The organism is Streptomyces sp. NPDC002176 (genome assembly GCF_044903645.1).
Classification (GTDB): domain Bacteria; phylum Actinomycetota; class Actinomycetes; order Streptomycetales; family Streptomycetaceae; genus Streptomyces.
Genome location: NZ_JBJDQW010000002.1, coordinates 962,640 through 984,483 on the forward strand (window position 1 = coordinate 962,640; position 21,844 = coordinate 984,483).

At 73.1% G+C, this 21,844-nt stretch carries 21 protein-coding genes; 6 read left to right on the plus strand and 15 right to left on the minus strand.

The window, feature by feature from the left end:
- Window positions 1–3: 3 nt before the first annotated feature.
- Window positions 4–1,035, minus strand: coding sequence for a LacI family DNA-binding transcriptional regulator (locus ACI2LY_RS12620; protein ID WP_404707146.1), 1,032 nt, complete (start codon window positions 1,033–1,035; stop codon window positions 4–6).
- A 118-nt stretch (window positions 1,036–1,153) separates the two neighbouring features.
- On the opposite strand from ACI2LY_RS12620, the gene ACI2LY_RS12625 reads away from it, so the two are divergent.
- Genes ACI2LY_RS12625 through ACI2LY_RS12640 form a run of 4 tightly spaced genes read left to right on the plus strand, consistent with a single transcriptional unit; the run spans window position 1,154 to window position 6,483 of the window.
- Window positions 1,154–2,461, plus strand: coding sequence for an ABC transporter substrate-binding protein (locus tag ACI2LY_RS12625; protein WP_404707147.1), 1,308 nt, complete (start codon window positions 1,154–1,156; stop codon window positions 2,459–2,461).
- Window positions 2,458–3,318: a carbohydrate ABC transporter permease gene (locus ACI2LY_RS12630; protein ID WP_404707148.1), complete on the plus strand. Its 861-nt coding sequence runs from the start codon at window positions 2,458–2,460 to the stop codon at window positions 3,316–3,318. The genes ACI2LY_RS12625 and ACI2LY_RS12630 overlap by 4 nt, the downstream gene beginning before the upstream one ends.
- 4 nt (window positions 3,319–3,322) lie before the next feature.
- Entirely contained in the window at window positions 3,323–4,141 is an 819-nt protein-coding gene (locus tag ACI2LY_RS12635) for a carbohydrate ABC transporter permease (RefSeq protein WP_404707149.1), read from the plus strand.
- 35 nt (window positions 4,142–4,176) lie between these two features.
- Complete coding sequence (locus ACI2LY_RS12640; protein WP_404707150.1) at window positions 4,177–6,483, plus strand: glycoside hydrolase family 3 N-terminal domain-containing protein; 2,307 nt, start codon at window positions 4,177–4,179, stop codon at window positions 6,481–6,483.
- 210 nt (window positions 6,484–6,693) lie between these two features.
- Here the strand turns inward: ACI2LY_RS12640 and ACI2LY_RS12645 are convergent, their stop codons facing one another.
- Genes ACI2LY_RS12645 through tsaB form a run of 4 tightly spaced genes read right to left on the minus strand, consistent with a single transcriptional unit; the run spans window position 6,694 to window position 9,197 of the window.
- Window positions 6,694–6,948: a hypothetical protein gene (locus ACI2LY_RS12645; RefSeq protein ID WP_404707151.1), complete on the minus strand. Its 255-nt coding sequence runs from the start codon at window positions 6,946–6,948 to the stop codon at window positions 6,694–6,696.
- Complete coding sequence (gene tsaD, locus ACI2LY_RS12650; protein WP_404707152.1) at window positions 6,945–8,036, minus strand: tRNA (adenosine(37)-N6)-threonylcarbamoyltransferase complex transferase subunit TsaD; 1,092 nt, start codon at window positions 8,034–8,036, stop codon at window positions 6,945–6,947. The genes ACI2LY_RS12645 and tsaD overlap by 4 nt, the downstream gene beginning before the upstream one ends.
- Window positions 8,029–8,523 (minus strand): ribosomal protein S18-alanine N-acetyltransferase, encoded by a 495-nt coding sequence (rimI, locus tag ACI2LY_RS12655; protein ID WP_393915038.1) that lies wholly within the window; start codon window positions 8,521–8,523, stop codon window positions 8,029–8,031. The genes tsaD and rimI overlap by 8 nt, the downstream gene beginning before the upstream one ends.
- Window positions 8,524–8,540: 17 nt before the next feature.
- On the minus strand, window positions 8,541–9,197 hold the full coding sequence (gene tsaB, locus ACI2LY_RS12660) for a tRNA (adenosine(37)-N6)-threonylcarbamoyltransferase complex dimerization subunit type 1 TsaB (protein WP_404707153.1): 657 nt from the start codon (window positions 9,195–9,197) through the stop codon (window positions 8,541–8,543).
- A gap of 132 nt (window positions 9,198–9,329) precedes the next feature.
- Between tsaB and ACI2LY_RS12665 the strand changes: the two genes are divergently transcribed.
- Window positions 9,330–9,881 carry a hypothetical protein gene (locus ACI2LY_RS12665; protein ID WP_404707154.1) on the plus strand — a complete coding sequence of 184 codons (552 nt, stop codon included), beginning with the start codon at window positions 9,330–9,332 and terminating at the stop codon, window positions 9,879–9,881.
- A gap of 16 nt (window positions 9,882–9,897) precedes the next feature.
- Here ACI2LY_RS12665 and ACI2LY_RS12670 read toward each other — a convergent pair whose 3' ends face one another.
- The 10 genes from ACI2LY_RS12670 to ACI2LY_RS12715 all read right to left on the minus strand — a co-directional run bounded on the left by ACI2LY_RS12670 (window position 9,898) and on the right by ACI2LY_RS12715 (window position 20,598).
- A complete protein-coding gene (locus ACI2LY_RS12670) occupies window positions 9,898–10,044 on the minus strand; it encodes a hypothetical protein (RefSeq protein WP_404707155.1) in 147 nt (48 codons plus the stop codon).
- Between the two features lie 128 nt (window positions 10,045–10,172).
- Window positions 10,173–10,685, minus strand: coding sequence for a tRNA (adenosine(37)-N6)-threonylcarbamoyltransferase complex ATPase subunit type 1 TsaE (tsaE, locus tag ACI2LY_RS12675; RefSeq protein ID WP_388996810.1), 513 nt, complete (start codon window positions 10,683–10,685; stop codon window positions 10,173–10,175).
- Window positions 10,651–11,892, minus strand: a complete 1,242-nt coding sequence (locus ACI2LY_RS12680) for an alpha/beta fold hydrolase (RefSeq protein ID WP_404707156.1) — start codon at window positions 11,890–11,892, stop codon at window positions 10,651–10,653. Before ACI2LY_RS12680 ends, tsaE begins: the two co-directional genes overlap by 35 nt.
- An 88-nt stretch (window positions 11,893–11,980) precedes the next feature.
- Window positions 11,981–13,135, minus strand: coding sequence for an alanine racemase (gene alr, locus ACI2LY_RS12685; protein ID WP_404707157.1), 1,155 nt, complete (start codon window positions 13,133–13,135; stop codon window positions 11,981–11,983).
- A gap of 102 nt (window positions 13,136–13,237) precedes the next feature.
- Entirely contained in the window at window positions 13,238–14,671 is a 1,434-nt protein-coding gene (locus ACI2LY_RS12690; RefSeq protein ID WP_404707158.1) for an NAD(P)H-hydrate dehydratase, read from the minus strand.
- A 46-nt stretch (window positions 14,672–14,717) separates the two neighbouring features.
- A complete protein-coding gene (locus tag ACI2LY_RS12695; protein ID WP_401448114.1) occupies window positions 14,718–15,089 on the minus strand; it encodes a holo-ACP synthase in 372 nt (123 codons plus the stop codon).
- Window positions 15,090–15,116: 27 nt separating this feature from the next.
- Window positions 15,117–16,325, minus strand: coding sequence for an acyltransferase family protein (locus tag ACI2LY_RS12700; RefSeq protein WP_404707159.1), 1,209 nt, complete (start codon window positions 16,323–16,325; stop codon window positions 15,117–15,119).
- A 170-nt stretch (window positions 16,326–16,495) separates the two neighbouring features.
- On the minus strand, window positions 16,496–18,343 hold the full coding sequence (gene glmS / locus ACI2LY_RS12705) for a glutamine--fructose-6-phosphate transaminase (isomerizing) (protein ID WP_404707160.1): 1,848 nt from the start codon (window positions 18,341–18,343) through the stop codon (window positions 16,496–16,498).
- Between the two features lie 107 nt (window positions 18,344–18,450).
- Complete coding sequence (locus ACI2LY_RS12710) at window positions 18,451–19,656, minus strand: acyltransferase family protein (protein WP_404707161.1); 1,206 nt, start codon at window positions 19,654–19,656, stop codon at window positions 18,451–18,453.
- A 162-nt stretch (window positions 19,657–19,818) separates the two neighbouring features.
- The gene (locus ACI2LY_RS12715) at window positions 19,819–20,598 is read right to left on the minus strand and encodes a hypothetical protein (protein WP_404707162.1); all 780 of its coding nucleotides are present in this window, start codon (window positions 20,596–20,598) and stop codon (window positions 19,819–19,821) included.
- Window positions 20,599–20,841: 243 nt separating this feature from the next.
- Here ACI2LY_RS12715 and coaA point away from each other — a divergent pair, with 243 nt between their 5' ends.
- Entirely contained in the window at window positions 20,842–21,831 is a 990-nt protein-coding gene (gene coaA, locus ACI2LY_RS12720) for a type I pantothenate kinase (RefSeq protein ID WP_393595879.1), read from the plus strand.
- Window positions 21,832–21,844: the final 13 nt, after the last annotated feature.

Sequence of the window (21,844 nt, forward strand, 5' to 3'; positions counted from 1 at the left end):
CCCCTACAGCGCAGGGGCCGCCGTGCTCGACCGCACCACCAGGCTGGTCGCCAGCTCCAGCCGGGTCGCCTTCCGCTCCCGCTGCTCCCCGCGCCCCAGCTCCAGCACCAGCCGCGCCGCCGCCTCCGCCATCTCGGTCAGCGGCTGGCGCACGGTGGTGAGCGGCGGGCCCACCCAGCGGGCGACGGGCAGGTCGTCGAAGCCGACCACGCTCACGTCCTCCGGGACGCGCAGCCCGAGTTCGCGGGCGGCCTCGTACAGGCCGAGCGCCTGGAGGTCGTTGCCCGCGAATACGGCGGTGGGCCGGTCCGGGCGGCCGAGCAGGTCGAGGCCGAGGCGGTGGCCGGACTCGTGGTGGAAGTCGCCCTCCCGGATCAGCGCCGGGTCGGCGGGCAGCCCGGCGCTCTCCAGCGCCGACCGGTAGCCGTCGAGGCGGGCGCGGGCGCACATCATGCGGGAGGGGCCGCCGATCGCGCCGATCCGGGTGTGGCCGAGGTCGATCAGATGCCGGGTGGCGGCCAGCCCGCCCTGCCAGTTGGTGGCGCCGACCGAGGGGACATCGGCCCCCGGATCGCCCGCCGGGTCCATCACCACGAACGGCACGGAACGGCTGGTCAGCAGGGCCCGCTGGGACTCGTCGAGCCCGGACAGCACCAGGATCACCCCGTGCGGGCGGCGCCCGGCCACCTGGTCGGCCCAGGTCCGGCCCGGCGTCAGGCGCCCGGCGCTCTCGGAGAGGACCACGCTCAGCCCGGCGTCGCGGGCCACGTTCTCCACGCCCCGGATGACCTCCATCGCCCAGGCGCTCTCCAGCTCGTGGAAGACCAGGTCGATCAGCGGCGAGCGGGTCACCTCGGCCCGCCTGCGCCGGTAGCCGTGGGTGCGCAGCAGCTCCTCGACGCGGGTACGGGTGGCCGCGGACACGTCGGCCCGGCCGTTGAGCACCTTCGAAACAGTCGGAGCCGACACCCCGGCCTCTCGGGCGATCTCGGCGAGCGTGGCGCTGCGCTTCGCTGCGGTCTTCGACGGTTCCATGGCCGTGATCGTAGCCCTGCGCGACCTCTTGACGAACCCTCAGGACGGCCATACGTTCCCGGAACATTCGAGTTGTCGCTCGAAACTTTCGGTCGCGATCGTGAGGGGTGCCCGGCACATGGAGACCTACAGCAGACGCTGGTTCCTCGGCGCGGGCGCCACCGCCCTCGTCTCGGCCGCCGGTCTCACCGCCTGCGGCTCCGGCGGGCCCGGCGGCTCGGACGGCACCCTCACCGCGTTCGTGTACGGCGACGACGCGGCGAAGGTGCAGGCGAAGGCGGTCTCCCGGTTCAACTCCTCGGCGGCGGCCCGCGAGACCAAGGGCAGCCTCCGGCTGGAGAAGGTGCCCGGCGCGGAGTACCCGGCCAAGCTGCGCACCGCGATGGGCTCGCCCAACGCCCCCGACGTGTTCTTCAACTGGGGCGGCGGCTCCATCAAGGCGTACCAGGAGGCCGGCCAGATCCTCGACCTCACCGGCACCCTCGCCGGTGACCCGGTGCTGAAGAACGGCTTCCTGCCCTCGGTCCTCGCCGCCGGGGCGCTCGGCGGCCGCGCGTACGGCATCCCGATGCGCGGCATGCAGCCGGTGATCCTCTTCTACGACAAGACCCTGTTCGCCGAGCACGGCCTGAAGCCGCCCGCCACCTGGGACCACCTCCTCGACAACAACGCCAAGCTCAAGAAGGCCGGGATCACCCCGTTCGCCCTCGGCGGCGCGGACATCTGGCCCGAACTCATGTGGCTGGAGTACCTGGTGGACCGGATCGGCGGCCCCAAGGTCTTCGACCGGGTCAAGAACGGCGACCCGTCCGGCTGGGGCGACCCCGCCGTGCTGAAGGCCGCCCGGACGGTACGCGAACTCGTCGACGACGGCGCCTTCGGCAAGGGCTTCAGCTCGGTCGCGTACACCAACGGCGGGGCCCCGGCCGCGCTGGCCAAGGGCAAGGCGGCCATGCATCTGATGGGGTCCTGGGAGTACTCCACCCAGCTCGGCACGTTCCCGGACTTCGCCCGCGAGCGCCTGGGCTGGTGCCCGTTCCCGGCGTTCGACGGCGGCGCCGGTGACATCCGCAACGTGGTCGGCAACCCCACCAACTACTGGTCGGTGAACACCCGCACCCGCAACAAGGACACCGCGCTCGCCTTCTTGCGGACCTGCGCCTCGGACACCTACGCCCGCGAGCTGATCGCCAACGGCGACGTGCCGGCCACCGCCGGTGCCGACAAGCTGCTGGACGCCTCCCCCAGCCCCGAGTTCGCCCGCTTCCAGTACCGGATGGTCCGCGAGGCCCCCGCCTTCACGCTGAGCTGGGACCAGGCGGTCGATCCGGACGCGGCCACCCCGATGCTCACCGAGGTCAACAAGCTGTTCGTCGGCAAGTCCTCGCCGGAGGAGTTCGTGGCGGCGCTGAAGAAGCTGAAGTGAGCGCCACGCGGGGCGCCGGACGCCCGCACCCCTCCTGGGCGCTGCCCGCCGTGCTGTTCTTCGGCTTCTTCGCCCTGGTCCCGATGGCCCTGGCGTTCGGCCTGTCCTTCACCTCCTGGAACGGCCTGGGCGAGCCGCGCCCGGCCGGACTCGCCAACTGGCACGCCCTGCTGACCGACGGACGGCTGACCCGCTCGCTGGCCGTCACCGTCGCGCTGACCGTGGTGAGCTGCGCCTTCCAGACGACCGCCGCCCTGCTGCTCGGCGTCTGGGCGGCGGGCCCGCAGCGCAACCGGGCCGTCCTGTCGGCGGTCTTCTTCGTGCCGTTCCTGCTCTCCTCGACCGCCGTCTCGCTGCTGTTCTACGCCCTGCTCGACCCGCACTTCGGCATCGTGCCCGGCGACACCCTCGGCACGACCTCCGGGGCGTTCCTCGCCCTGGTCTTCGTCGGCGGCTGGCAGTTCATCCCGTTCCACACCCTGATCTACCAGGGCGGCGCCCGCCAGATCCCCGAGGTGCTCTACCAGGCGGCCGCGATCGACGGCGCCGGACGCGTGCGCAGGTTCCGCTCCATCACGCTCCCCCAGCTCCGCAACACGGCGGCGACCTCGCTGACGCTGATGGTGGTCGGCTCGCTGACCTACTTCGAGACCGTGCTGATCCTCACCCAGGGCGGCCCCGGCACCGACACCGCGATCCTGCCGTACCTGATGTACGAGGCGGGCTTCAAGGGCTACGACTTCGGCTACGCGAGCGCCATCGCGTCCTTCCTGGTCGTGGCCGCCACCGCGCTGTCGCTGCTGCTGGTCCGGGTGACCGGCTTCGGCGCCATGCGCAGCACCTGGGAAGGGATGTGACGCCGTGACCCGCCCGGCCAACCCGCTGGCGGGCCTGGGCGCGCTGGTCTGGCTCGCCGTCGTCCTCGTCCCGGTCTACGTCATGGTCTCGGTGTCCCTGACCCGCCAGGACGAGGCGCTCGGCGGCAACGCCCTGCGCCCGCCGCGCCACCCCACCCTCGCCAACTACGGCACCGTGCTCGCGGGCGGCTTCGGCCACTTCCTGGCCAACACCGTGCTGGTCGCCGCCGTGGTGGTGGGCATCGTCCTGCTGCTCTGCGTCCCGCTGGCGTACGTGGCCGTGCGCACCCGCGGCTTCTGGTCCGGCGCCGCCTTCCGGCTGTTCCTGCTGGGCGTGGCCGTCCCCGCGCAGGCCGTGGTGGTCCCGCTCTACCTGATGATCACCAAGCTGCACCTCTACGACAGCCTGCTCGCCGTCGCCCTGCCCACCGCCGCCTTCGCCATGCCGGTCTCCGTGCTGGTGCTCACCGGCACCCTGCGGGACATCCCCGAGGAGCTGTACGAGGCGATGGCCCTGGACGGCGCGTCCCCGGCGCGGATGCTGTTCCGGCTGGTCGTGCCGCTGGCCCGGGGCGGCATCGGCACCGTCGTGGTCTACGCGTCCCTCCAGGCGTGGAACGGCTTCCTCTTCCCGCTGATCTTCACCCAGTCCGAGGACAGCCGGGTGCTGACCCTGGGCCTGTTCGACTTCGTCAGCCAGTTCGGCGTGGACATCCCCGCGCTGCTCGCCTCGGTCGTCCTCTCCGGCGTCCCCGTGTTCGCCGTCTACCTGGTGGCCCGGCGCACCCTGGTCGGCGGCCTGATGGGCGCGGGCGGCAAGTGACCCCCCTCCGTACGACCCCTCCCGACTGGAGTTCCATGACCTCCGCCGCCTGGCGCGACCCCGCCCTGCCCGCCGCCGAACGCGTCGAGGACCTGCTGTCCCGGATGACGCTGCGGGAGAGGACCGCCCAGCTGTACGGCGTCTGGGTGGGCGCCGGTCCGGACGGCGGTGAAGTCGCCCCGCTGCAGGGAGAGATGAGCGCGGTGCCGGACTGGGACGAACTGATCGCGCACGGCCTCGGCCAGCTCACCCGCTCCTTCGGCACCGCCCCGGTCGACCCCGAGCGGGGTGCGCGGGCGCTCGCCGCCGCCCAGCGCCGGATCACCGCCGCGGGCCGCTTCGGCATCCCCGCGCTCGCCCACGAGGAGTGCCTCGCGGGGTTCACCGCCTGGGGCGCCACCGCCTACCCGGTGCCGCTCGCCTGGGGCGCCTCCTTCGACCCGGAGCTGGTGGCCGAGGTGGGCGCCCGCATCGGCCGGGACCTGCGCGCGGCCGGCGTCCACCAGGGCCTCGCCCCCGTGCTGGACGTGGTCCGCGATCCGCGCTGGGGCCGGGTGGAGGAGACCATCGGCGAGGACCCGTACCTGGTCGGCACGATCGGCGCCGCCTACGTACGCGGCCTGGAGTCGGCCGGGATCGTGGCCACGCTGAAGCACTTCGCCGGGTACGCGGCCTCGGCGGCCGCCCGCAATCTCGCGCCGGTACGGGCGGGCGCGCGGGAGCTGGCCGACGTGACGCTGCCCCCGTTCGAACTGGCGCTGCGCGAGGGCGGGGCCCGGTCGGTGATGGCCGCGTACACCGAGACCGACGGGGTGCCCGCCTCGGCCGACGCCCGCCTGCTGACCGGGGTGCTGCGCGAGGAGTGGGGGTTCACCGGCACGGTGGTCGCGGACTACTTCGGCGTCGGCTTCCTGCGCACCCAGCACCGGCTGGCCGAGGACCGCGCCCATGCGGCCCACCTGGCGCTGGCGGCGGGCGTGGACGTGGAGCTGCCCACCGTCGACTGCTACGGCACCGCGCTGGTGGACGCCGTCGAGGCGGGCCGCGTCCCGGAGGCCCTGGTGAACCGGGCGGCCCGCCGGGTGCTGCTCCAGAAGTGCGAGCTGGGCCTGCTGGACCCCGACTGGGACCCGGAGCCGCCCGGTCCCGTCGACCTGGACTCCCCCGAGGGGCGGACGCTGGCTCGGCGACTGGCGGAGGAGTCGGTGATCCTGCTGGAGAACCCGGCGGAGCTGCTCCCGCTGGCGCCCGGTGCCCGGATCGCGGTGGTCGGCCCGCGCGCCGCCGACCCGCTGGCCATGCTCGGCTGCTACTCCTTCCCGGCCCACGTCCTCCCCCACCACCCCGGTGTCGCGCCGGGCATCGCGATCCCGGCCGTGCTGGAGGCGGTGCGGGCCGAACTCCCGGACGCGGAGGTCACGTTCACGCAGGGGTGCGGGGTGTCCGACGCGGACGTCTCCGGGTTCGCCGGGGCGGTGGCCCGCGCGGCGGAGGCCGATGTGTGCGTGGCGGTGCTCGGCGACCGGGCCGGGCTGTTCGGGCGCGGCACCTCCGGCGAGGGCTGCGACGTGGCGGACCTCGGGCTGCCGGGCGTCCAGGGCGAACTGCTGGACGCGCTGGTGGCGACCGGCACCCCGGTGGTGCTGGTGCTGCTCACCGGGCGCCCCTACGCGCTGGGCCTCTGGGCGGGGCGGCTCGGCGCGGTGGTGCAGGCGTTCTTCCCCGGCGAGGAGGGCGGCCCGGCGCTGGCCGGGGTCCTGACCGGCAGGGTGAACCCCTCCGGGCGCCTGCCGGTGAGCGTGCCACGCGGGCCGGGCGGTCAGCCGTGGACCTACCTCCAGCCGCCGCTGGGCCTGGCGAGCGAGGTCAGCAGCCTGGACCCGACCCCGCTGCACCCCTTCGGCCACGGCCTGTCGTACACGACGTTCACCTGGACGGACTTCGGCCCGGCGGAGGCGGAGACCGGCACGGACGGCTCGTACGAGGTGGCGGTGACCGTGCGCAACACCGGGGCGCGGGCGGGCGCGGAGGTCGTGCAGCTCTATCTGCACGACCCGGTGGCCTCGGTGACCCGGCCGGACGTTCGGCTGGTCGGCTATCAGCGGGTCGAGCTGGCGCCCGGCGCGGCCCGCCGCGTCACCTTCGGCTTCCACGCCGACCTGGCGTCCTTCACCGGGGTCGCGGGGGTACGGGTGGTCGAGCCGGGCCTGCTGGAGCTGCGGCTCGGCCCGTCCAGCGCCGAGGTCCGGCACACCACCCGGCTGCGGCTGACGGGGCCGGTGCGGGAGACCGGGCCGGGACGGGTGCTGCGCTGCGGGACCACGGTGACCCCGGCCGATTGAGCCGGGAACGGCGAAGGCCGCCCCGGTCGGAACCGGAGCGGCCTTCTGATCTGAGCGCTGGGCAGGTCTTGCACCTGCATTTCCCCGCAGGAAGCGGGGCGTCTTGACTTGGACCACCAACGCGCGGCGTTCGTACCGGAGTTGTTCCGGCCGTTCGCTGTGTGATGATCATAGCCAGAGATCGCCGTCGCGCGCCACCCGGCCCGCGATTCAGCCCTCGACCGACTCGAACCGCCAGCGGTGCACCGGCCGGGACACCAGCTCCGCGTCCGGCGTCGGGAGTTCCGGCAGGTCCGCGTCGTAGGCCGCGTCCCACCAGGTGATGACCAGGACCCGGTCCCCCGGTGCCCGGAAGGTCTCGCGGCGCAGCGGGCGCGCGGCCAGCTGCTGCGCGCGGGCCCAGTCCAGCAGCTCCCCGCCCCGGCCCTCGGCGGCCTTCGCCTCCCACATCAGGGCGACGCTCACGAGTACAGGTTCTCCTTGCTGACCTCGTGCACATGGTCGTGGCCGTTGCCCGGCACGTGCGGTTCGGTGACCGGAAGGGAGGAGTCGGCGGACAGGTCCCAGTCGGAGGCGGCCCGGTTGCGGGCGACCATCTCGGCGCCGAGCGCGGCGACCATCGCGCCGTTGTCCGTGCACAGCTTGGGACGCGGCACCCGCAGCCGGATACCGGCCGCCTCGCAGCGCTCCTGGGCGAGCGCCCGCAGCCGGGAGTTGGCCGCGACACCGCCGCCGATCATCAGGTGGTCGACGCCCTCGTCCTTGCAGGCGCGCACCGCCTTGCGGGTCAGCACGTCCACCACGGCCTCCTGGAAGGAGGCGGACACATCACGCACCGGCACCTCCTCACCGGCCGCGCGCTTGGCCTCGATCCAGCGGGCCACGGCGGTCTTCAGGCCGGAGAAGGAGAAGTCGTACGCGGGGTCGCGGGGGCCGCTGAGGCCGCGCGGGAAGGCGATGGCCGTCGGGTCGCCTTCGCGGGCGTAGCGGTCGATGACCGGGCCGCCGGGGAAGCCCAGGTTCAGTACGCGGGCGATCTTGTCGAACGCCTCACCGGCCGCGTCGTCGATGGTGGCGCCCATCGGCCGGACGTCGGAGGTGATGTCCGAGGACAGCAGCAGCGAGGAGTGGCCGCCGGAGACCAGCAGCGCCATGGTCGGCTCGGGCAGCGGGCCGTGCTCCAGCTGGTCCACGCAGATGTGCGAGGCGAGGTGGTTCACGCCGTAGAGGGGCTTGCCGAGGGCGTAGGCGTACGCCTTGGCGGCCGAGACGCCGACCAGCAGGGCGCCCGCGAGGCCGGGACCGGCGGTGACGGCGATGCCGTCGAGGTCGCGGGCGGTGACGCCCGCCTCCTTCAGCGCGCGGTGGATGGTCGGGACCATCGCCTCCAGATGCGCGCGGGACGCCACCTCGGGCACGACCCCGCCGAAGCGGGCATGCTCCTCGACGCTGGAGGCGACCGCGTCGGCGAGCAGGGTGGTGCCGCGCACGATGCCGACGCCGGTCTCGTCGCAGGAGGTCTCGATGCCGAGGACGAGAGGTTCGTCAGCCATTGATCTCGGTTCCTTGCTCGGTTCCTTGTACGTCTTCCAGGGAGGAAGAGGGGTCGGTCAGGCGCATCACCAGGGCGTCCACGTTGCCCGGCTGGTAGTAGCCGCGCCGGAAGCCGATGGGGGCGAAGCCGAAGCGCTCGTAGAGCTTCTGGGCGCGGGTGTTGTCCACCCGGCACTCCAGCATCACCTCGGCGCACTCGAAGGCGGTCGCGGCCCGCAGCAGCTCGGTCAGCAGCCGGGCGCCGAGGCCGGTGCCCTGCTGGTCGCGGGCGACGGCGATGGTCTGCACGTCGCCGAGGTCGCCCGAGGAGGCGAGCCCGGCGTACCCGACGAGCCGGGCGCCGTCCTCCGCGACGAGGTAGCGGCGGGTGGCGCCCTCGCCCCGGGCGTGGGCCAGCTCGGACCAGAACATGCCCCGCGACCAGGCGTCCTCGGGGAAGAGGTCCTTCTCCAGCCCCAGGACCCGGTCGATGTCCCACCAGCGCATCTCGCGCAGCGTCACGGTCACTTGGGGGTGACCACCTTGTAGTTCTTCGGTACCTGGGCGTCGGGCCTGCGCAGGTACAGCGGACGGGGTTCCGTCAGCTCCTCCCCGGCGGCCAGCTTCTCGGCGGCCAGCGAGGCGAGCGCGGCGGCGGACACGTGCTCCGGCTCGTGGGCGTCGGGGAAGGTGTCCGGGTAGAGCAGCGCGCCCGCGCCGACGGCGGGCAGCCCCGCGACGCGCTCGGCGATGTCGGCCGGGCGGTCCACGGCCGGGCCGGTGAGCCGGGTGCGGGAGTCGGCGTAGGTCGCCCAGTAGACCTCCTTGCGCCGGGCGTCGGTCGCCACGACGAAGGGGCCCTTCTCGATGTCGGCGGCGTAGGCCAGGCCGTCCAGGGTGCACACGCCGTGCACGGGGACGCCGAGGGCGAGCCCGAAGGTGTCGGCGGTCATCAGGCCGACCCGCAGCCCGGTGTAGGGGCCGGGGCCGGTGCCGACGACGATGCCGGTGACGGCGTCCAGCCCCAGCCCGGCGGCGGCGAGCACGCGGTCGACGGCGGGCAGCAGTAGCTCGCCGTGGCGGCGGGCGTCCACCTGGCTCGACGAGGCGACGACGTCCGTCCCGTCGTGCAGGGCGACGGTGACGGCGGGGGTGGCGGTATCCAGAGCGAGCAGAAGCACGCGAACAGCCTACGGCGCCGACGGCTCGCGCACGCCCGTCCCGGTCGGACCGTCACTGACTGCTACGGTCTGTATGAAGTACGACATTTTCCGCGAACCGTAACGGGTCGGTACGAGGCAGAGGTGGCGCACGTGGCAGGGACCAGCTCGGGGATCGTGGCCGGACTCGTCGCGGTGTCCGTCGGCACCATCGGCGTCCTCGCCTACCAGGCCGACGCGGACGTCCCGGCGAGCCTGCGCGCCCCCTCGGCGAGCGCCTCCCCCTCGGTGGCCGTCACCAAGGCCCCGCGCGACCGCCGCCACCCCACCGCGCTGCCCGCGAACTCCGGGAAGGGCGAGCGGGTCGTGTACTCGGTCGACGACGACCGGGTCTGGCTGGTGAACGACCACGGCCGCGTCACCCGCACCTTCGGCGTCCACCCCGGCGGCGTCGACCCCGCACCGGGCTCCTACTGGGTCACCTCACGCTCCAACGCCATCACCGGCAGCGACGGCGTCCCGGTCGAACACGTCGTCCGCTTCACGCAGGTCGACGCCGTCACGGTCGGCTTCAGCGCCGCCACCCGCAACAAGACCGCCGACCCCGGCTCCCCCCGCACCGGCGCCATCCGCGAGACCCGCCCCGACGGCGACGCGATGTGGCAGTTCGCCACGATCGGGGTGCCGGTGGTGGTGATCCGCTGACGCGCGGGCGCGCCGCTCAGGCCGCCTTGCGGTGAACCGGCGCGTGTTCGACCGGGTCCGGGGCCGGGGGTGGGGCGGAGATCGCCTTGGCCGCCGCACAGGAGGCCAGCAGGGCGCGCATGGGGACCTGGGGGGTCGGCTCGGGGCGGTGCGGGGTGGGCATGGGGCGCCTCCTGAGCTGCGGGGGCGGGCGGGGTTAGGTATGCCTAACCACGGGCTGGGTACCATGTGACCACGCCCGGTACGTCCCGCGCAATACGTTTCCGACAGCCTGTCGGGATATCGGTGCCCTCAGCCCGCGAGCGCGTCCAGATCGGCCTTCGCCCAGCGGTCGCCGAGGCCGGACAGGGTGACGTGGCGGACCTCGTCCGTGGTGTCGCCGACCGCGCGGTGGATGAGGATCTCCAGCCGGTCGTCGGTCAGTTCCTCGACCTTGCCCTCGCCCCACTCCACGACGATCACCGACTCGGGCAGGGACACGTCGAGATCGAGGTCCTCCATGTCGTCGAGCCCGCCGGAGAGCCGGTAGGCGTCGACGTGGACCAGCGGCGGGCCGTCCACCAGCGAGGGGTGGACCCGGGCGATCACGAAGGTCGGCGAGGTGACCGCGCCCCGCACCCCGAGCCCCTCGCCGAGCCCCCGGGTCAGCGTCGTCTTGCCCGCGCCCAGCTCCCCGGTGAGCATCACCAGGTCGCCCGCGCGCAGCAGCCCGGCCAGTCTCAGGCCCAGCTCCCGCATCTGCTCGGGGGAGGTGACGGTGAGCCGGGTCTCAGCCGGGTTGTGCGGTGCTGCTGCCTCGTCCATAGCCGCTAACGGTAGCCCCTGCCGGGACGGCTCCCGCGCGGGTGAGCAGGTCCGCGAGGCGGTCGGTGACGACCTCGGGGTGCTCCAGCATGACCAGGTGCCCGGCCTCGGGCACGAGCACCAGCTCGGCGTCGGGGAGCAGGTCCGCGATGGCCTCGCTGTGCTCGCTCGGGGTGACCAGGTCGCGCACCCCGGCCAGCACCAGCACCGGCATGTCCGCGAAGCAGGCCAGCGCCCCGGTCTTGTCGTGGTCGGTGAAGGCCGGGTAGAACTCCGCGACCACGTCGATCGGCGTGGACTCGATCATCCGCTCCGCGAACCGCCCGACCGCCGGATCGATGTCCCGCCCCGCGAACGAGTACCGCTTGATGACCCCGGCGAACAGCTCGGCGGTGGCCCGGCGCCCCTTCTCCACCAGCTCCGCCTGCTGCCCCAGCGCCTTCAGCACGCCCGGCAGCACCCGGCGCACCGCGTTGACCCCGGCCAGCGGCAGCCCGAAGTTGACCTCGCCGAGCCTGCCGGAGGAGGTGCCGACGAACGCGGTGGCGACGACCCGGTCCCGGACGTACTCCGGGTACTGGGCGGCCAGCGCCATCACCGTCATCCCGCCCATCGAGTGCCCCACCAGCACCACCGGCCCCTCGGGCACCGCCGCGTCCAGTACGGCCTTCAGGTCCCGGCCGAGCTGGTCGATGGTGACGGGCAGCCCGTCGCGGGTCTGGGACACGCCCCGCCCGGACTCGCCATGGCTGCGCTGGTCCCAGTGGACGGTGCGGACGACGCCGCGCAGGGCGGCCCGCTGGAAGTGCCAGGAGTCCTGGGCGAGGCAGTAGCCGTGGCAGAAGACGACGGTCACCGGGGCGGGCGCCTTGCGGCCGAAGAGCCTGCGGCGGCGCGGGGAGACGCTCGGGCCGGGGTCGGGGTCGATGTCGTCGACCTCGTAGTGCAGCTCGGTGCCGTCGTCGGCGTACGCCTTGCCGGGGGTGCCGCGCAGGGTGCCGTAGGGGCCCGTGGAGTCCAGCGCCAGGACGGCCTTGCGGCGTATGTCGCGGCCGACCGTCATCCGCTCTATGGCGACCCCGGCCGCCGCTCCCGCGGCCAGGACGCCTATCGCGGCGCCGGCGAGGCCGGTCGCCTTGCGCCAGCCGCCGGACGCGGCCGTCGCGGCGACCGCGTCCACCACGGCGTCCGCACTGCTCTCGCTCACGTGCCGTTCCTCCTCGCCGTACTGGCGTTCGCCCGGGCCGGTGCGCCCGGGGGCTACCGGACAGTAGCGTGCCCGGTGGCCGCAGGGGTCATCCGTTCACATGGACGCGGGGCACGCGGGTGCCGATCCGGGTGACGATCTCGTACGCGATCGTGCCGCACACCTGCGCCCAGTCCTCGGCGGTGGGTTCGCCCCCGTCGCCCGGCCCGAACAGCACGGCCCGCGTGCCCGGTTCGGGTTCGTCGCCGCCGAGGTCGACCACGAACTGGTCCATCGCCACCCGCCCCGCGACGGTCCGCCACTTGCCCTCGATCAGCACCGGACCGCCGCCCGAGGCGTGCCGGGGGATGCCGTCCGCGTAGCCCAGCGGCACCAGGCCGAGGGTGGTCTCGCCGGGCGTGACGTAGTGGTGGCCGTAGCTGACGCCCTGGCCGCCCGGCACCCGCTTGACCAGCGCCAGCGACGCGCTCAGCGTCATCACCGGGCGCAGTCCGAAGTCGGCCGGGGTGCCCAGCTCGGGGCTGGGCGAGATGCCGTACATCGCGATGCCGGTGCGGACCAGGTCGAAGTGGGTCTCCGGAAGGGTCAGCGTGGCCGGGGAGTTGGCGATGTGCCGCACCTCGGGCCGCACGCCCCGTTCCTCCGCGTACGCCACCATCTCCCGGAACCGGGTCAGCTGGGCGGCGATGGAGGGGTGGCCGGGCTCGTCGGCGCAGGCGAAGTGGGACCACAGGCCGGTGACCTCGATCAGCCCGGCGGCCTCGGCCTCCAGGGCGGCGCCGACCAGCTCGGGCCAGTCCTCGGGCTGGCAGCCGTTGCGGCCGAGGCCGGTGTCGGCCTTGAGCTGCACGCGCGCCGGACGGTCCGCCGCACGGGCGGCCGCGGTGACCTCGCGCAGCGCCCACATCCCGCTGACCGACACGTCGAGGTCGGCCTCGATCGCCTGCCGCCAGGGCCCGCCGGGCACCCAGAGCCAGCACATGATCCGACCCGACAGCCCGGCCGCGCGCAACGCGAGCGCCTCCTCCGGGGTGGCCGTGCCCAGCCAGGTCGCCCCGGCCTCCAGGGCGGCGCGGGCGCACGGCACGGCACCGTGACCGTACGCGTCCGACTTGACGACGGCCATCAGGTGCGCGCCCTCGGCACGGGCACGCAGCGCCCGGACGTTGGCGCGCAGGGCACCCAGATCGATCTCGGCGCGGGCGCGCAGGGGCGCGGTCGGCACAGCGGAAGTCTCGTTCATGGCGCCCCCAGTCTCTCAGAGGGCGTCGGCGGCCCCGGGCCGCACTCCTCGGCGATCCGCCCCGGCCGCGCCTGACCTGCTCTCAGCCGCCCGCGCCGGGTCTCAGTCCCGTACGACGTCCCGCCACGCGTCGGGGAGGTGCTCGGTGATGTCCAGCGCCGCGATGGGGGCGCCGCGCGAGGCGAGGCGCCCGGCGAGGCCGTGGAGGTACGCGGCGACGCTGCCCGCGTCCAGCGCCGACAGGTGGGAGGCGAGCAGCGATCCGGCGAGCCCTGACAGCACGTCACCGCTGCCCGCGGTGGCCAGCCAGCCGGTGCCGGTGGAGTTGACCCGGACCGGGCCGCCGCCGGGGTCGGCGACCAGTGTGGTGGAGCCCTTGAGCAGCACGGTGGCCCGGTAGGTGGCGGCCAGTTCCCGCACCGAGGCCAGCCGGGCGGCCTCGACCTCCTCGCGGCGCACTCCCAGCAGGGCGGCCGCCTCCCCGGCGTGAGGGGTCATCAGGGTCGGCGCGGTGCGCCCGCGCACGACGTCCCGGTCGGCCAGCCGCAGCCCGTCGGCGTCCAGCAGCACGGGTACGTCCGCGCCGAGCACCTTGGCCACGGTCGCCGCGTCCTCCCCGGCGCCCGGTCCCACCACCCACGCCTGCACCCGGCCCGCGTGGTCGGGGCCCTGGTCGGAGACGAGGGTCTCGGGAAAGCGGGCGATGACCGCGTCCCCGGCCGGGCCGACGTACCGAACGGCGCCCGCGCCCCCGCGCAGCGCGCCGGAGACGGCGAGGACGGCCGCGCCGGGGTAGCGGGCCGACCCGGCGGCGACGCCGAGCACCCCGCGCCGGTACTTGTCGCTCTCCGCGTCCGGGCGGGGCAGCAGCCGGGCCACGTCCTCGTGCTGGAGGGCCTCCAGCACCGGGTCCGGGGGCAGTTCGAGGCCGATCTCGACGAGGCGCACCGTCCCGGCGTACTCCCGGCCGGGGTCGATCAGCAGGCCGGGCTTGTACGCGCCGAAGGTGACGGTCAGGTCGGCGCGGACGGCGGAGCCGGACACCTCGCCGGTGTCCGCGTCGACCCCGCTGGGCAGGTCCACCGCGACGACCGCGGCCCGCGCCCGCTCGGCGGCCGCCGCCAGCCGGGCGGCGTCGGGCCTCAGGCCCCCCTTGCCGCCGATGCCGACGACACCGTCCACCACGAGGTCGGCCCGCTCGATCGCGCCGAGCGCCCGCTCGGGGCCGATGACGACGCCGCCCGCCCGGCGCAGCGCGGCGAGGCCGCCCTCGTGGGCGCGGTCGGGCGAGAGGAGGACCGCGGTGACCCCGGCGCCCCGGCGTCGCAGCAGGGCTCCGGCATACAGCGCGTCGCCGCCGTTGTCGCCGCTGCCGACCAGCAGCACGACGCGGCTGCCGGACACCCGCCCGAGGAACTCGGCGCAGGCGGTGGCCAGTCCGGCGGCCGCCCGCCGCATCAGGGTGCCCTCGGGCAGCCGGGCCATCAGGGCGCGCTCGGCGGCCCGTACCGTCTCCACGCTGTACGCAGTACGCATGGGTCCGAGTCTGCCCCCGAAGCGCGGGCCCGCGCACCCGGATGGTTCACCCCTCGGCGATCACCACGGCGGAGGCGACGCCCGCGTCATGGCTGAGCGAGACGTGCCAGGACCGCACCCCCAGCTCGGCCGCGCGGGCCGCGACGGTGCCCTCGACCCGCAGCCGGGGCTGCCCGCTGTCCTCGACGTACACCTCGGCGTCGGTCCAGAGCAGCCCGGCGGGCGCGCCCAGCGCCTTGGCGAGGGCCTCCTTGGCCGCGAACCGGGCCGCGAGCGAGGCGATCCCGCGCCGCTCCCCGCCCGGCAGCGTCAACTCCGCCGCGACGAACAGCCGGGCGGCCAGATTGGGCGTACGCTCCAGCGCCGCCCGGAACCGGTCGATCTCGGCCACGTCGATCCCGACCCCGATGATGCTCATGCCGAGCACCTTACGAGGCCGCGCGCCCTAGGAGGCGACCGGCGCCGACGCCTTCTCGACGTCGGCGGCGCGGCGGGACGCGCGGGGCTGCGGTGCCCGCTTCGACCACCACAGCTGGGCAGGCTCCTCGACCCAGCGGTACAGCAGCCAGGCCAGGGCCTGGGCGACCACGAAGGTGCCCAGGAGGAAGACGATCGCCTCGTTGCTGGGCCCCATCCGGTGCGGCCAGTACTCGCGGATGAACTGGTTGACGGTCTGGTGGACCAGGTAGAAGGCGTACGAACTGGCCCCGAGCGCGATCAGCGAGCGGTTGGTCAGCAGCCGGGCGCGGCCCGCGGCCTCGTTCTGCACACAGGCGGCGATCAGCAGCGCGGACAGCACCGCGATGACGGGGCGCACGGTGCACTCCATCTGGTGGGCGGTGAAGCGGTTGCCCCAGTCGTCGGCGCGGGTGAAGACGACGGCGTACGCGAGGAGCAGCACCACCACCGCGGCGGGGCGCAGGGGGACGCGGTGGCCGCGGCGCAGGGCGATGGCGAAGGTGACGCCGACGAGGAACTGCGGCAGGTAGACCACCGGGTGCCGCATCACCCAGGAGGCGTCGTGCGCGCTCAGGTAGTGGTCGGCCGCCACGTGCACGGCCCACATCGCGCCCAGACCGGCGACGGTGACCACCGCGAGGGTCCTGGTCCGCCAGGCGCGCAGGCGGCCGATGACCAGCGGGAAGAGCGCGTAGAAGAGCAGCTCGACGCTGAGCGTCCAGGTGACGGGGTTGCCCGGCAGGGTGGGCATCGCGTTCGGCAGCCATGCCTGCACCAGCAGCAGGGACGAGATCAGGCTGATCGGGTCGGTGTGGTCGTCGCCCATGCCGTAGAAGACGGCGATGGCGGCGACGGCCGCGACCAGGTGCGCGGGGTAGATACGGCCGAAGCGCCGCCAGTAGAAGGTCCCCTTGCCGTTGGTCGGCTTGTGGCTCCAGGTGAGCAGGAAGCCGGAGAGGACGAAGAAGAACGTCACGCCGTGCGCGCCGATCTTCGAGTACGGGAACAGGTCGGGTACCCGCCACACCCCGCCACTCGCGCTCACTCCGTTGAAGTGATGCACGAAGACCGCGAAGGCCGCGAAGAAGCGCAGGCTGGTCAGCGACGCGAGTCGCGTGGGCAGGGTACCGGCCCGATCCGCGAGCCCTGGCCGCTCCGTGGCCGGAGTCGTGGGCGCCGGGGGGGCTGTGGTCATAACGGTCCACCAGTCATATACGCGTGCGGTCGCGGCCGGTGGGTAGGAGCAGTCACTGCAGTACCAACCGCAAACCCCCGTACCTTAGCGATCAGCACCCCGCTCGAACAGAGGGAGTGTTGGTGACCTTCGTCCCATCCGGCCGCGGGAACCGCGCGGCGCCCGCCCCGCTACTCCACCGTCACCGACTTCGCCAGGTTCCTCGGCTGGTCGACCTCGTTGCCGCGCGCGGTGGCCAGTTCGCAGGCGAAGACCTGCAGCGGCACCGCGGAGACCATCGGCTGGAGCAGCGTCGGCGTGGCCGGGATGCGGATCAGGTGGTCGGCGTACGGGACGACCGCCTCATCGCCCTCCTCGGCGATGACGATGGTGCGGGCGCCGCGGGCGCGGATCTCCTGGATGTTGGAGACGATCTTGTCGTGCAGCACGGACCGGCCGCGCGGGGAGGGCACGATCACGACGACCGGCACGTCCTGCTCGATCAGCGCGATCGGACCGTGCTTCAGCTCGCCCGCCGCGAAGCCCTCGGCGTGCATGTAGGCGAGTTCCTTGAGCTTGAGGGCGCCCTCCAGGGCGACGGGGTAGCCCACATGGCGGCCCAGGAAGAGCACCGTGTTCTTGTCGGCGAGGGAGCGGGCCAGCTCGCGGACCGGCTCCATGGTCTCCAGCACCCGGTCGACCGCGCCGGAGATGTGGGAGAGGTCCCGGATGACGTCCCGGATCTCGTCGCCCCACTTGGTGCCGCGCACCTGGCCCAGATAGAGGGCGACGAGGTAGCAGGCGACCAGCTGGGTCAGGAACGCCTTGGTGGAGGCGACGGCGACCTCGGGCCCGGCGTGTGTGTAGAGCACGGCGTCGGACTCGCGCGGGATGGTCGAGCCGTTGGTGTTGCAGATGGCCAGCACCTTGGAGCCCTGCTCGCGGGCGTGCCGCAGCGCCATCAGGGTGTCCATGGTCTCGCCGGACTGGGAGATGGCGATGACCAGGGTGCGCCCGTCCAGGATCGGGTCCCGGTAGCGGAACTCGCTGGCCAGCTCGACCTCGCAGGGCATGCGGGTCCAGTGCTCGATGGCGTACTTGGCGATCATCCCGGCGTGGAAGGCGGTGCCACAGGCGACGATGACGACCTTGTCGACCTCGCGCAGCTCGGCCGCGCCGATCCGCACCTCGTCCAGGGTGAGCGAGCCGGAGGGGTCGATGCGGCCGAGGAGGGTGTCCGCGACGGCCTTCGGCTGCTCGGCGATCTCCTTGAGCATGAAGTAGTCGTAGCCGCCCTTCTCGGCGGCCGAGGCGTCCCAGTCGACGTGGTAGGCGCGGGTCTCGGCCGGGCTGCCGTCGAAGCCGGTCACCGTGACGCCCTCGCGGCGCAGCTCGACCACCTGGTCCTGGCCCAGCTCGATCGCCTCACGGGTGTGCGCGATGAACGCGGCGACGTCGGAGGCGAGGAACGCCTCGCCCTCGCCGACGCCGACCACCAGCGGGGAGTTGCGGCGGGCGCCGACCACCACGTCCGGCTCGTCGGCGTGCACCGCGACCAGGGTGAACGCGCCTTCCAGACGGCGGCACACCAGCCGCATCGCCTCCGCGAGGTCGGCGCTCGCGGAGAACTCCTCCGCCAGCAGGTGCGCGACCACCTCGGTGTCCGTCTCCGAGGTCAAGTCGTGCCCTCGCTCGGTGAGTTCGGCGCGCAGCACGGCGAAGTTCTCGATGATGCCGTTGTGCACGACCGCGACCCGGCCCGCGTTGTCCAGGTGGGGGTGGGCGTTGGCGTCCGTCGGGCCGCCGTGGGTGGCCCAGCGGGTGTGCCCGATGCCGGTGGTACCGGCCGGGAGCGGGTGTTCGCCCAGCTCCTTCTCCAGGTTGACCAGCTTTCCGGCCCGCTTGGCCGTGGCCAGCCCGCCGTCCGCGAGCACCGCGACACCGGCGGAGTCGTACCCCCGGTACTCCAGCCGCTTCAGCCCGGCCATCACCACATCGAGCGCCGACTGCGCCCCTACGTATCCCACGATTCCGCACATGTGCCGCAGCCTACGGTCCGTCAGCTGTCAAAAACGGCCGCTCTGTGCCCGAATTCGGAAATTCCCACCGCTGCACGAAGCACCGGTGGGAACATCGAGGGGTCGGCTCAGCCCCGGCGGGTCGGCGGCGCCTCCAGGCCGAAGGAGGCGCTGTTCAGCCAGCGCCGCATGTACAGCGCGATCGGGCGCTCGACGAGCCGGTGCACCACGTAGGAGAGCACGACCAGTCCGGCCACCGTCGACAGGACCAGGACGCGGGCATCGATCCGGCCGGCGAAGTGATGGACGGCGGTCAGGCCGACCACGTCGTGCAGCAGGTACAGCGGGAAGGTCAGCGTGCCCGCGACGCTGAGCCACCGCCACTGGATGCGGCTGGTCCAGCCCAGCGCGATGGCGGCGATCAGCGCGAAGAAGCCCGTGATCAGCAGGACCAGCCAGCCACGCCACGGGTTCCAGGCGTCCCAGTTGAGACGGCCGCCGTGCGGGGCCAGGATGAAGTGCATCGCCAGCAGCCACGACATCAGGACGATCCCCCACAGCAGCGGGGTCGGACGGAACCGGTACATCAGGTAGAAGGCCATGCCCGCGATGAAGAACGGCGCGGAGGTCGGGTTGACCAGGACCGTCATCAGGGGGAGGTGCGCGGCGGGCGCCAGCACCGCGGCGACCGTCCAGATGCCGCAGAAGACCGCCACCCGGGTGTAGGTCAGGCCCATCCACACCACGATCGAGAAGGTCAGGTAGAAGCAGAGCTCGGGCCAGAGCGTCCAGTACACCGGGTCCAGGCTGGCCACTCCGAGCGGCCTCTGAAGCATCGTCAGGTTGGCGAAGACCACCCGCGGGTTGGGGTGTCCCATCGGGGTGCTGAAGAGGTAGATGACGGCCGCCGACACCAGCACGCCGATCCAGTACATCGGGTAGAGCCGGGTGACGCGGGAGATGAAGAAGTCCCGCGGGGACCGGCCCCACGCGCTCATGCAGATGACGAAGCCACTGATGAGGAAGAACAGGTCGACACCGAGCCGGCCGTAGGCCAGATAGCGGTGCGAGTCGGGGAAGACCGCCTGGTACGGGCGCCCCCAGATGTGCTCCATGGCAGGCGGGGTCTGGCCGGTGAAGTGGAAGACCACCACCGCGACGGCGGCCAGGAACCGCAGTCCGTCCAGCGCGGCCAGCCGCCCCTTGCGGCGGGCGGGGGCGGCCTCCTTCCTTTCCGAGGGCGCCCGGGACACTGGGACATCTGCGGTGGCGGCCCCCTCAACGCGTCCCTCGTCGGCCTTGTCGGCCACCGCCGTGTGATCCCTCAGGGTCATCCATCCACCGTTTCAATGCCAGTCTCTGTGTCCGTGCTGTGCGAACTCACGTTCACATGACAGCTGAGCAGGAGGAACGGTTGCCCTGCCGTCTCCGGACAACCTCCGGCCCCACCCCACACGGCCCTCACACCTTCACCTTCCGGGCCCAGGACCCGACGGTCAGCCGAGCTTGGCCACCTGGGCGGCGATGACGTCGGCCGGGACCTGGTAGTCCTTGCCCGCGGACATCGCGGCCATGTTGATGGTGGTGAAGGTGGCCACCGAGGCGCCCTTGCGGACGACGACGATCTTGACCGGGGCCTGGACGCCCTCGTCGGCGGCCATGGTCAGGTTCACCGCGACACCCTCGTCCCCGCCCTGCGGCGCGGCGGCCGTGGCGACCTTGAGGAACTTCGTCTTCGTGCCGTCGATGGTGGCCGTGAAGCCGCCCGCGCACTTCTGCGCGGCCGTGGTCAGCCCCTTCAGGGCGTCCTCGGCGGCGCCGCCGTCGTAGGAGGCGAGAGCGATCAGCGTCTTGTTCACGTCGAGCGCGGCCATCAGCATGTCCTCGGACTTGGTGCCGGGCGCGGGCTTCTTCGGCGTGCCGAGCCAGGACCGCTTCGCCGTCGACGCGGGCTCGCCCTGCGCCACGCCCGCCTGGGCGCGGGCCAGCGGCAGGCACGCCGCGTCGTCGGCGGTGACCTTGTCCGCGGCGAGGTCGTCGCCCGCCGGAACCTTGGTGGTGACCTTGCCGCTCTTCACGTCCGACTGGGCCAGCGCGGCCTTCTCCAGCTCGGCGGCGGTCAGCGCCTTGGCCGCCGGGGCGGCGGCGGGCGACCCCTCGCCCTTGCCCTCGGCCGCCTTGTCCGCGTCGCCGGAGCCGCCGCAGGCGGTGGCGAGCAGGGTCAGCGCGGCGGCGGACGCGGCGAGGACGGTACGGCGGACGGCGGTGGCACTCACGTGAACGCTCTTCTCTTCGAACGGCGGACGACTCGAACGGCGGATGACTTGAACGGCGTACGACGTCCGCGACACTTTCCCCGCGCTTTACGCACAGTTGTCACGTACATTACGCACACCTGGGGCACAGTTGATCATCGGAAGACCGGCCGGTACCGGAACGTGACGGCTATGTGATCTCCACGCCCGCGCGCGTGACGCACCCCACGCTCGCCCCCGTTCAAACAGCGTTAACAATGGAATGTGATCTCACCGGTCTCCGAGTTCCCGAGGAGCGCCCACCGGCACAAGCCGGAGGCGACTCCCTACGTCGACCTCACCCGCGCCGAATGGAGCGCGCTGCGCGACAAGACGCCGCAGCCGCTCACCGCCGAGGAGGTGGAGAAGCTGCGCGGCCTCGGCGACGTCATCGACCTCGACGAGGTGCGGGACATCTACCTCCCGCTCTCCCGCCTGCTCAACCTCTACGTCGGCGCCACCGACGGCCTCAGAGGCGCCCTGAACACCTTCCTCGGCGAGAAGGGCTCCCAGTCCGGGACCCCCTTCGTGATAGGTGTCGCGGGCTCCGTCGCCGTCGGCAAGTCCACCGTGGCCCGGCTGCTCCAGGCCCTGCTCTCCCGCTGGCCCGAGCACCCGCGCGTCGAGCTGGTCACCACCGACGGCTTCCTGCTGCCCACCAAGGAGCTGCAGGCCCGCGGCCTGATGTCCCGGAAGGGCTTCCCCGAGTCCTACGACCGCCGCGCGCTCACCCGCTTCGTCGCCGACATCAAGGCGGGCAAGGACGAGGTCACCGCACCGGTCTACTCCCACCTCATCTACGACATCGTCCCCGGCGAGCGCCTCACCGTGCGCCGCCCGGACATCCTCATCGTCGAGGGCCTGAACGTCCTCCAGCCCGCCCTGCCCGGCAGCGACGGCCGCACCCGGGTCGGACTCGCCGACTACTTCGACTTCAGCGTGTACGTCGACGCGAGCGGCGAGGACATCGAACGCTGGTACCTGGAGCGGTTCAAGAAGCTGCGTCAGACCGCCTTCCAGAACCCGTCCTCGTACTTCCGCAAGTACACCCAGGTCTCCGAGCAGGAGGCGGTGGACTACGCGCGCGGGCTGTGGCGGACCATCAACAAGCCCAACCTGACCGAGAACATCGCCCCCACCCGCGGCCGGGCCACCCTCCAGCTCCGCAAGGGACCCGACCACACCGTGCAGCGGCTGCGCCTGCGCAAGCTGTAGCGGGGACGGGGTT

Coding starts and splice junctions, on each gene's coding strand:
- ACI2LY_RS12670 (WP_404707155.1), bottom strand. CDS start 10,044: ATGCCCACCCCGCACCGCCCCGAGCCGACCCCCCAGGTCCCCATGCGC.
- ACI2LY_RS12695 (WP_401448114.1), bottom strand. CDS start 15,089: ATGAGCATCATCGGGGTCGGGATCGACGTGGCCGAGATCGACCGGTTC.
- ACI2LY_RS12640 (WP_404707150.1), top strand. CDS start 4,177: ATGACCTCCGCCGCCTGGCGCGACCCCGCCCTGCCCGCCGCCGAACGC.
- ACI2LY_RS12700 (WP_404707159.1), bottom strand. CDS start 16,325: ATGACCACAGCCCCCCCGGCGCCCACGACTCCGGCCACGGAGCGGCCA.
- rimI (WP_393915038.1), bottom strand. CDS start 8,523: ATGCGCTGGTGGGACATCGACCGGGTCCTGGGGCTGGAGAAGGACCTC.
- tsaE (WP_388996810.1), bottom strand. CDS start 10,685: ATGGACGAGGCAGCAGCACCGCACAACCCGGCTGAGACCCGGCTCACC.
- tsaD (WP_404707152.1), bottom strand. CDS start 8,036: ATGGCTGACGAACCTCTCGTCCTCGGCATCGAGACCTCCTGCGACGAG.
- ACI2LY_RS12710 (WP_404707161.1), bottom strand. CDS start 19,656: ATGACCCTGAGGGATCACACGGCGGTGGCCGACAAGGCCGACGAGGGA.
- ACI2LY_RS12690 (WP_404707158.1), bottom strand. CDS start 14,671: ATGCGTACTGCGTACAGCGTGGAGACGGTACGGGCCGCCGAGCGCGCC.
- alr (WP_404707157.1), bottom strand. CDS start 13,135: ATGAACGAGACTTCCGCTGTGCCGACCGCGCCCCTGCGCGCCCGCGCC.
- glmS (WP_404707160.1), bottom strand. CDS start 18,343: ATGTGCGGAATCGTGGGATACGTAGGGGCGCAGTCGGCGCTCGATGTG.
- ACI2LY_RS12620 (WP_404707146.1), bottom strand. CDS start 1,035: ATGGAACCGTCGAAGACCGCAGCGAAGCGCAGCGCCACGCTCGCCGAG.
- ACI2LY_RS12625 (WP_404707147.1), top strand. CDS start 1,154: ATGGAGACCTACAGCAGACGCTGGTTCCTCGGCGCGGGCGCCACCGCC.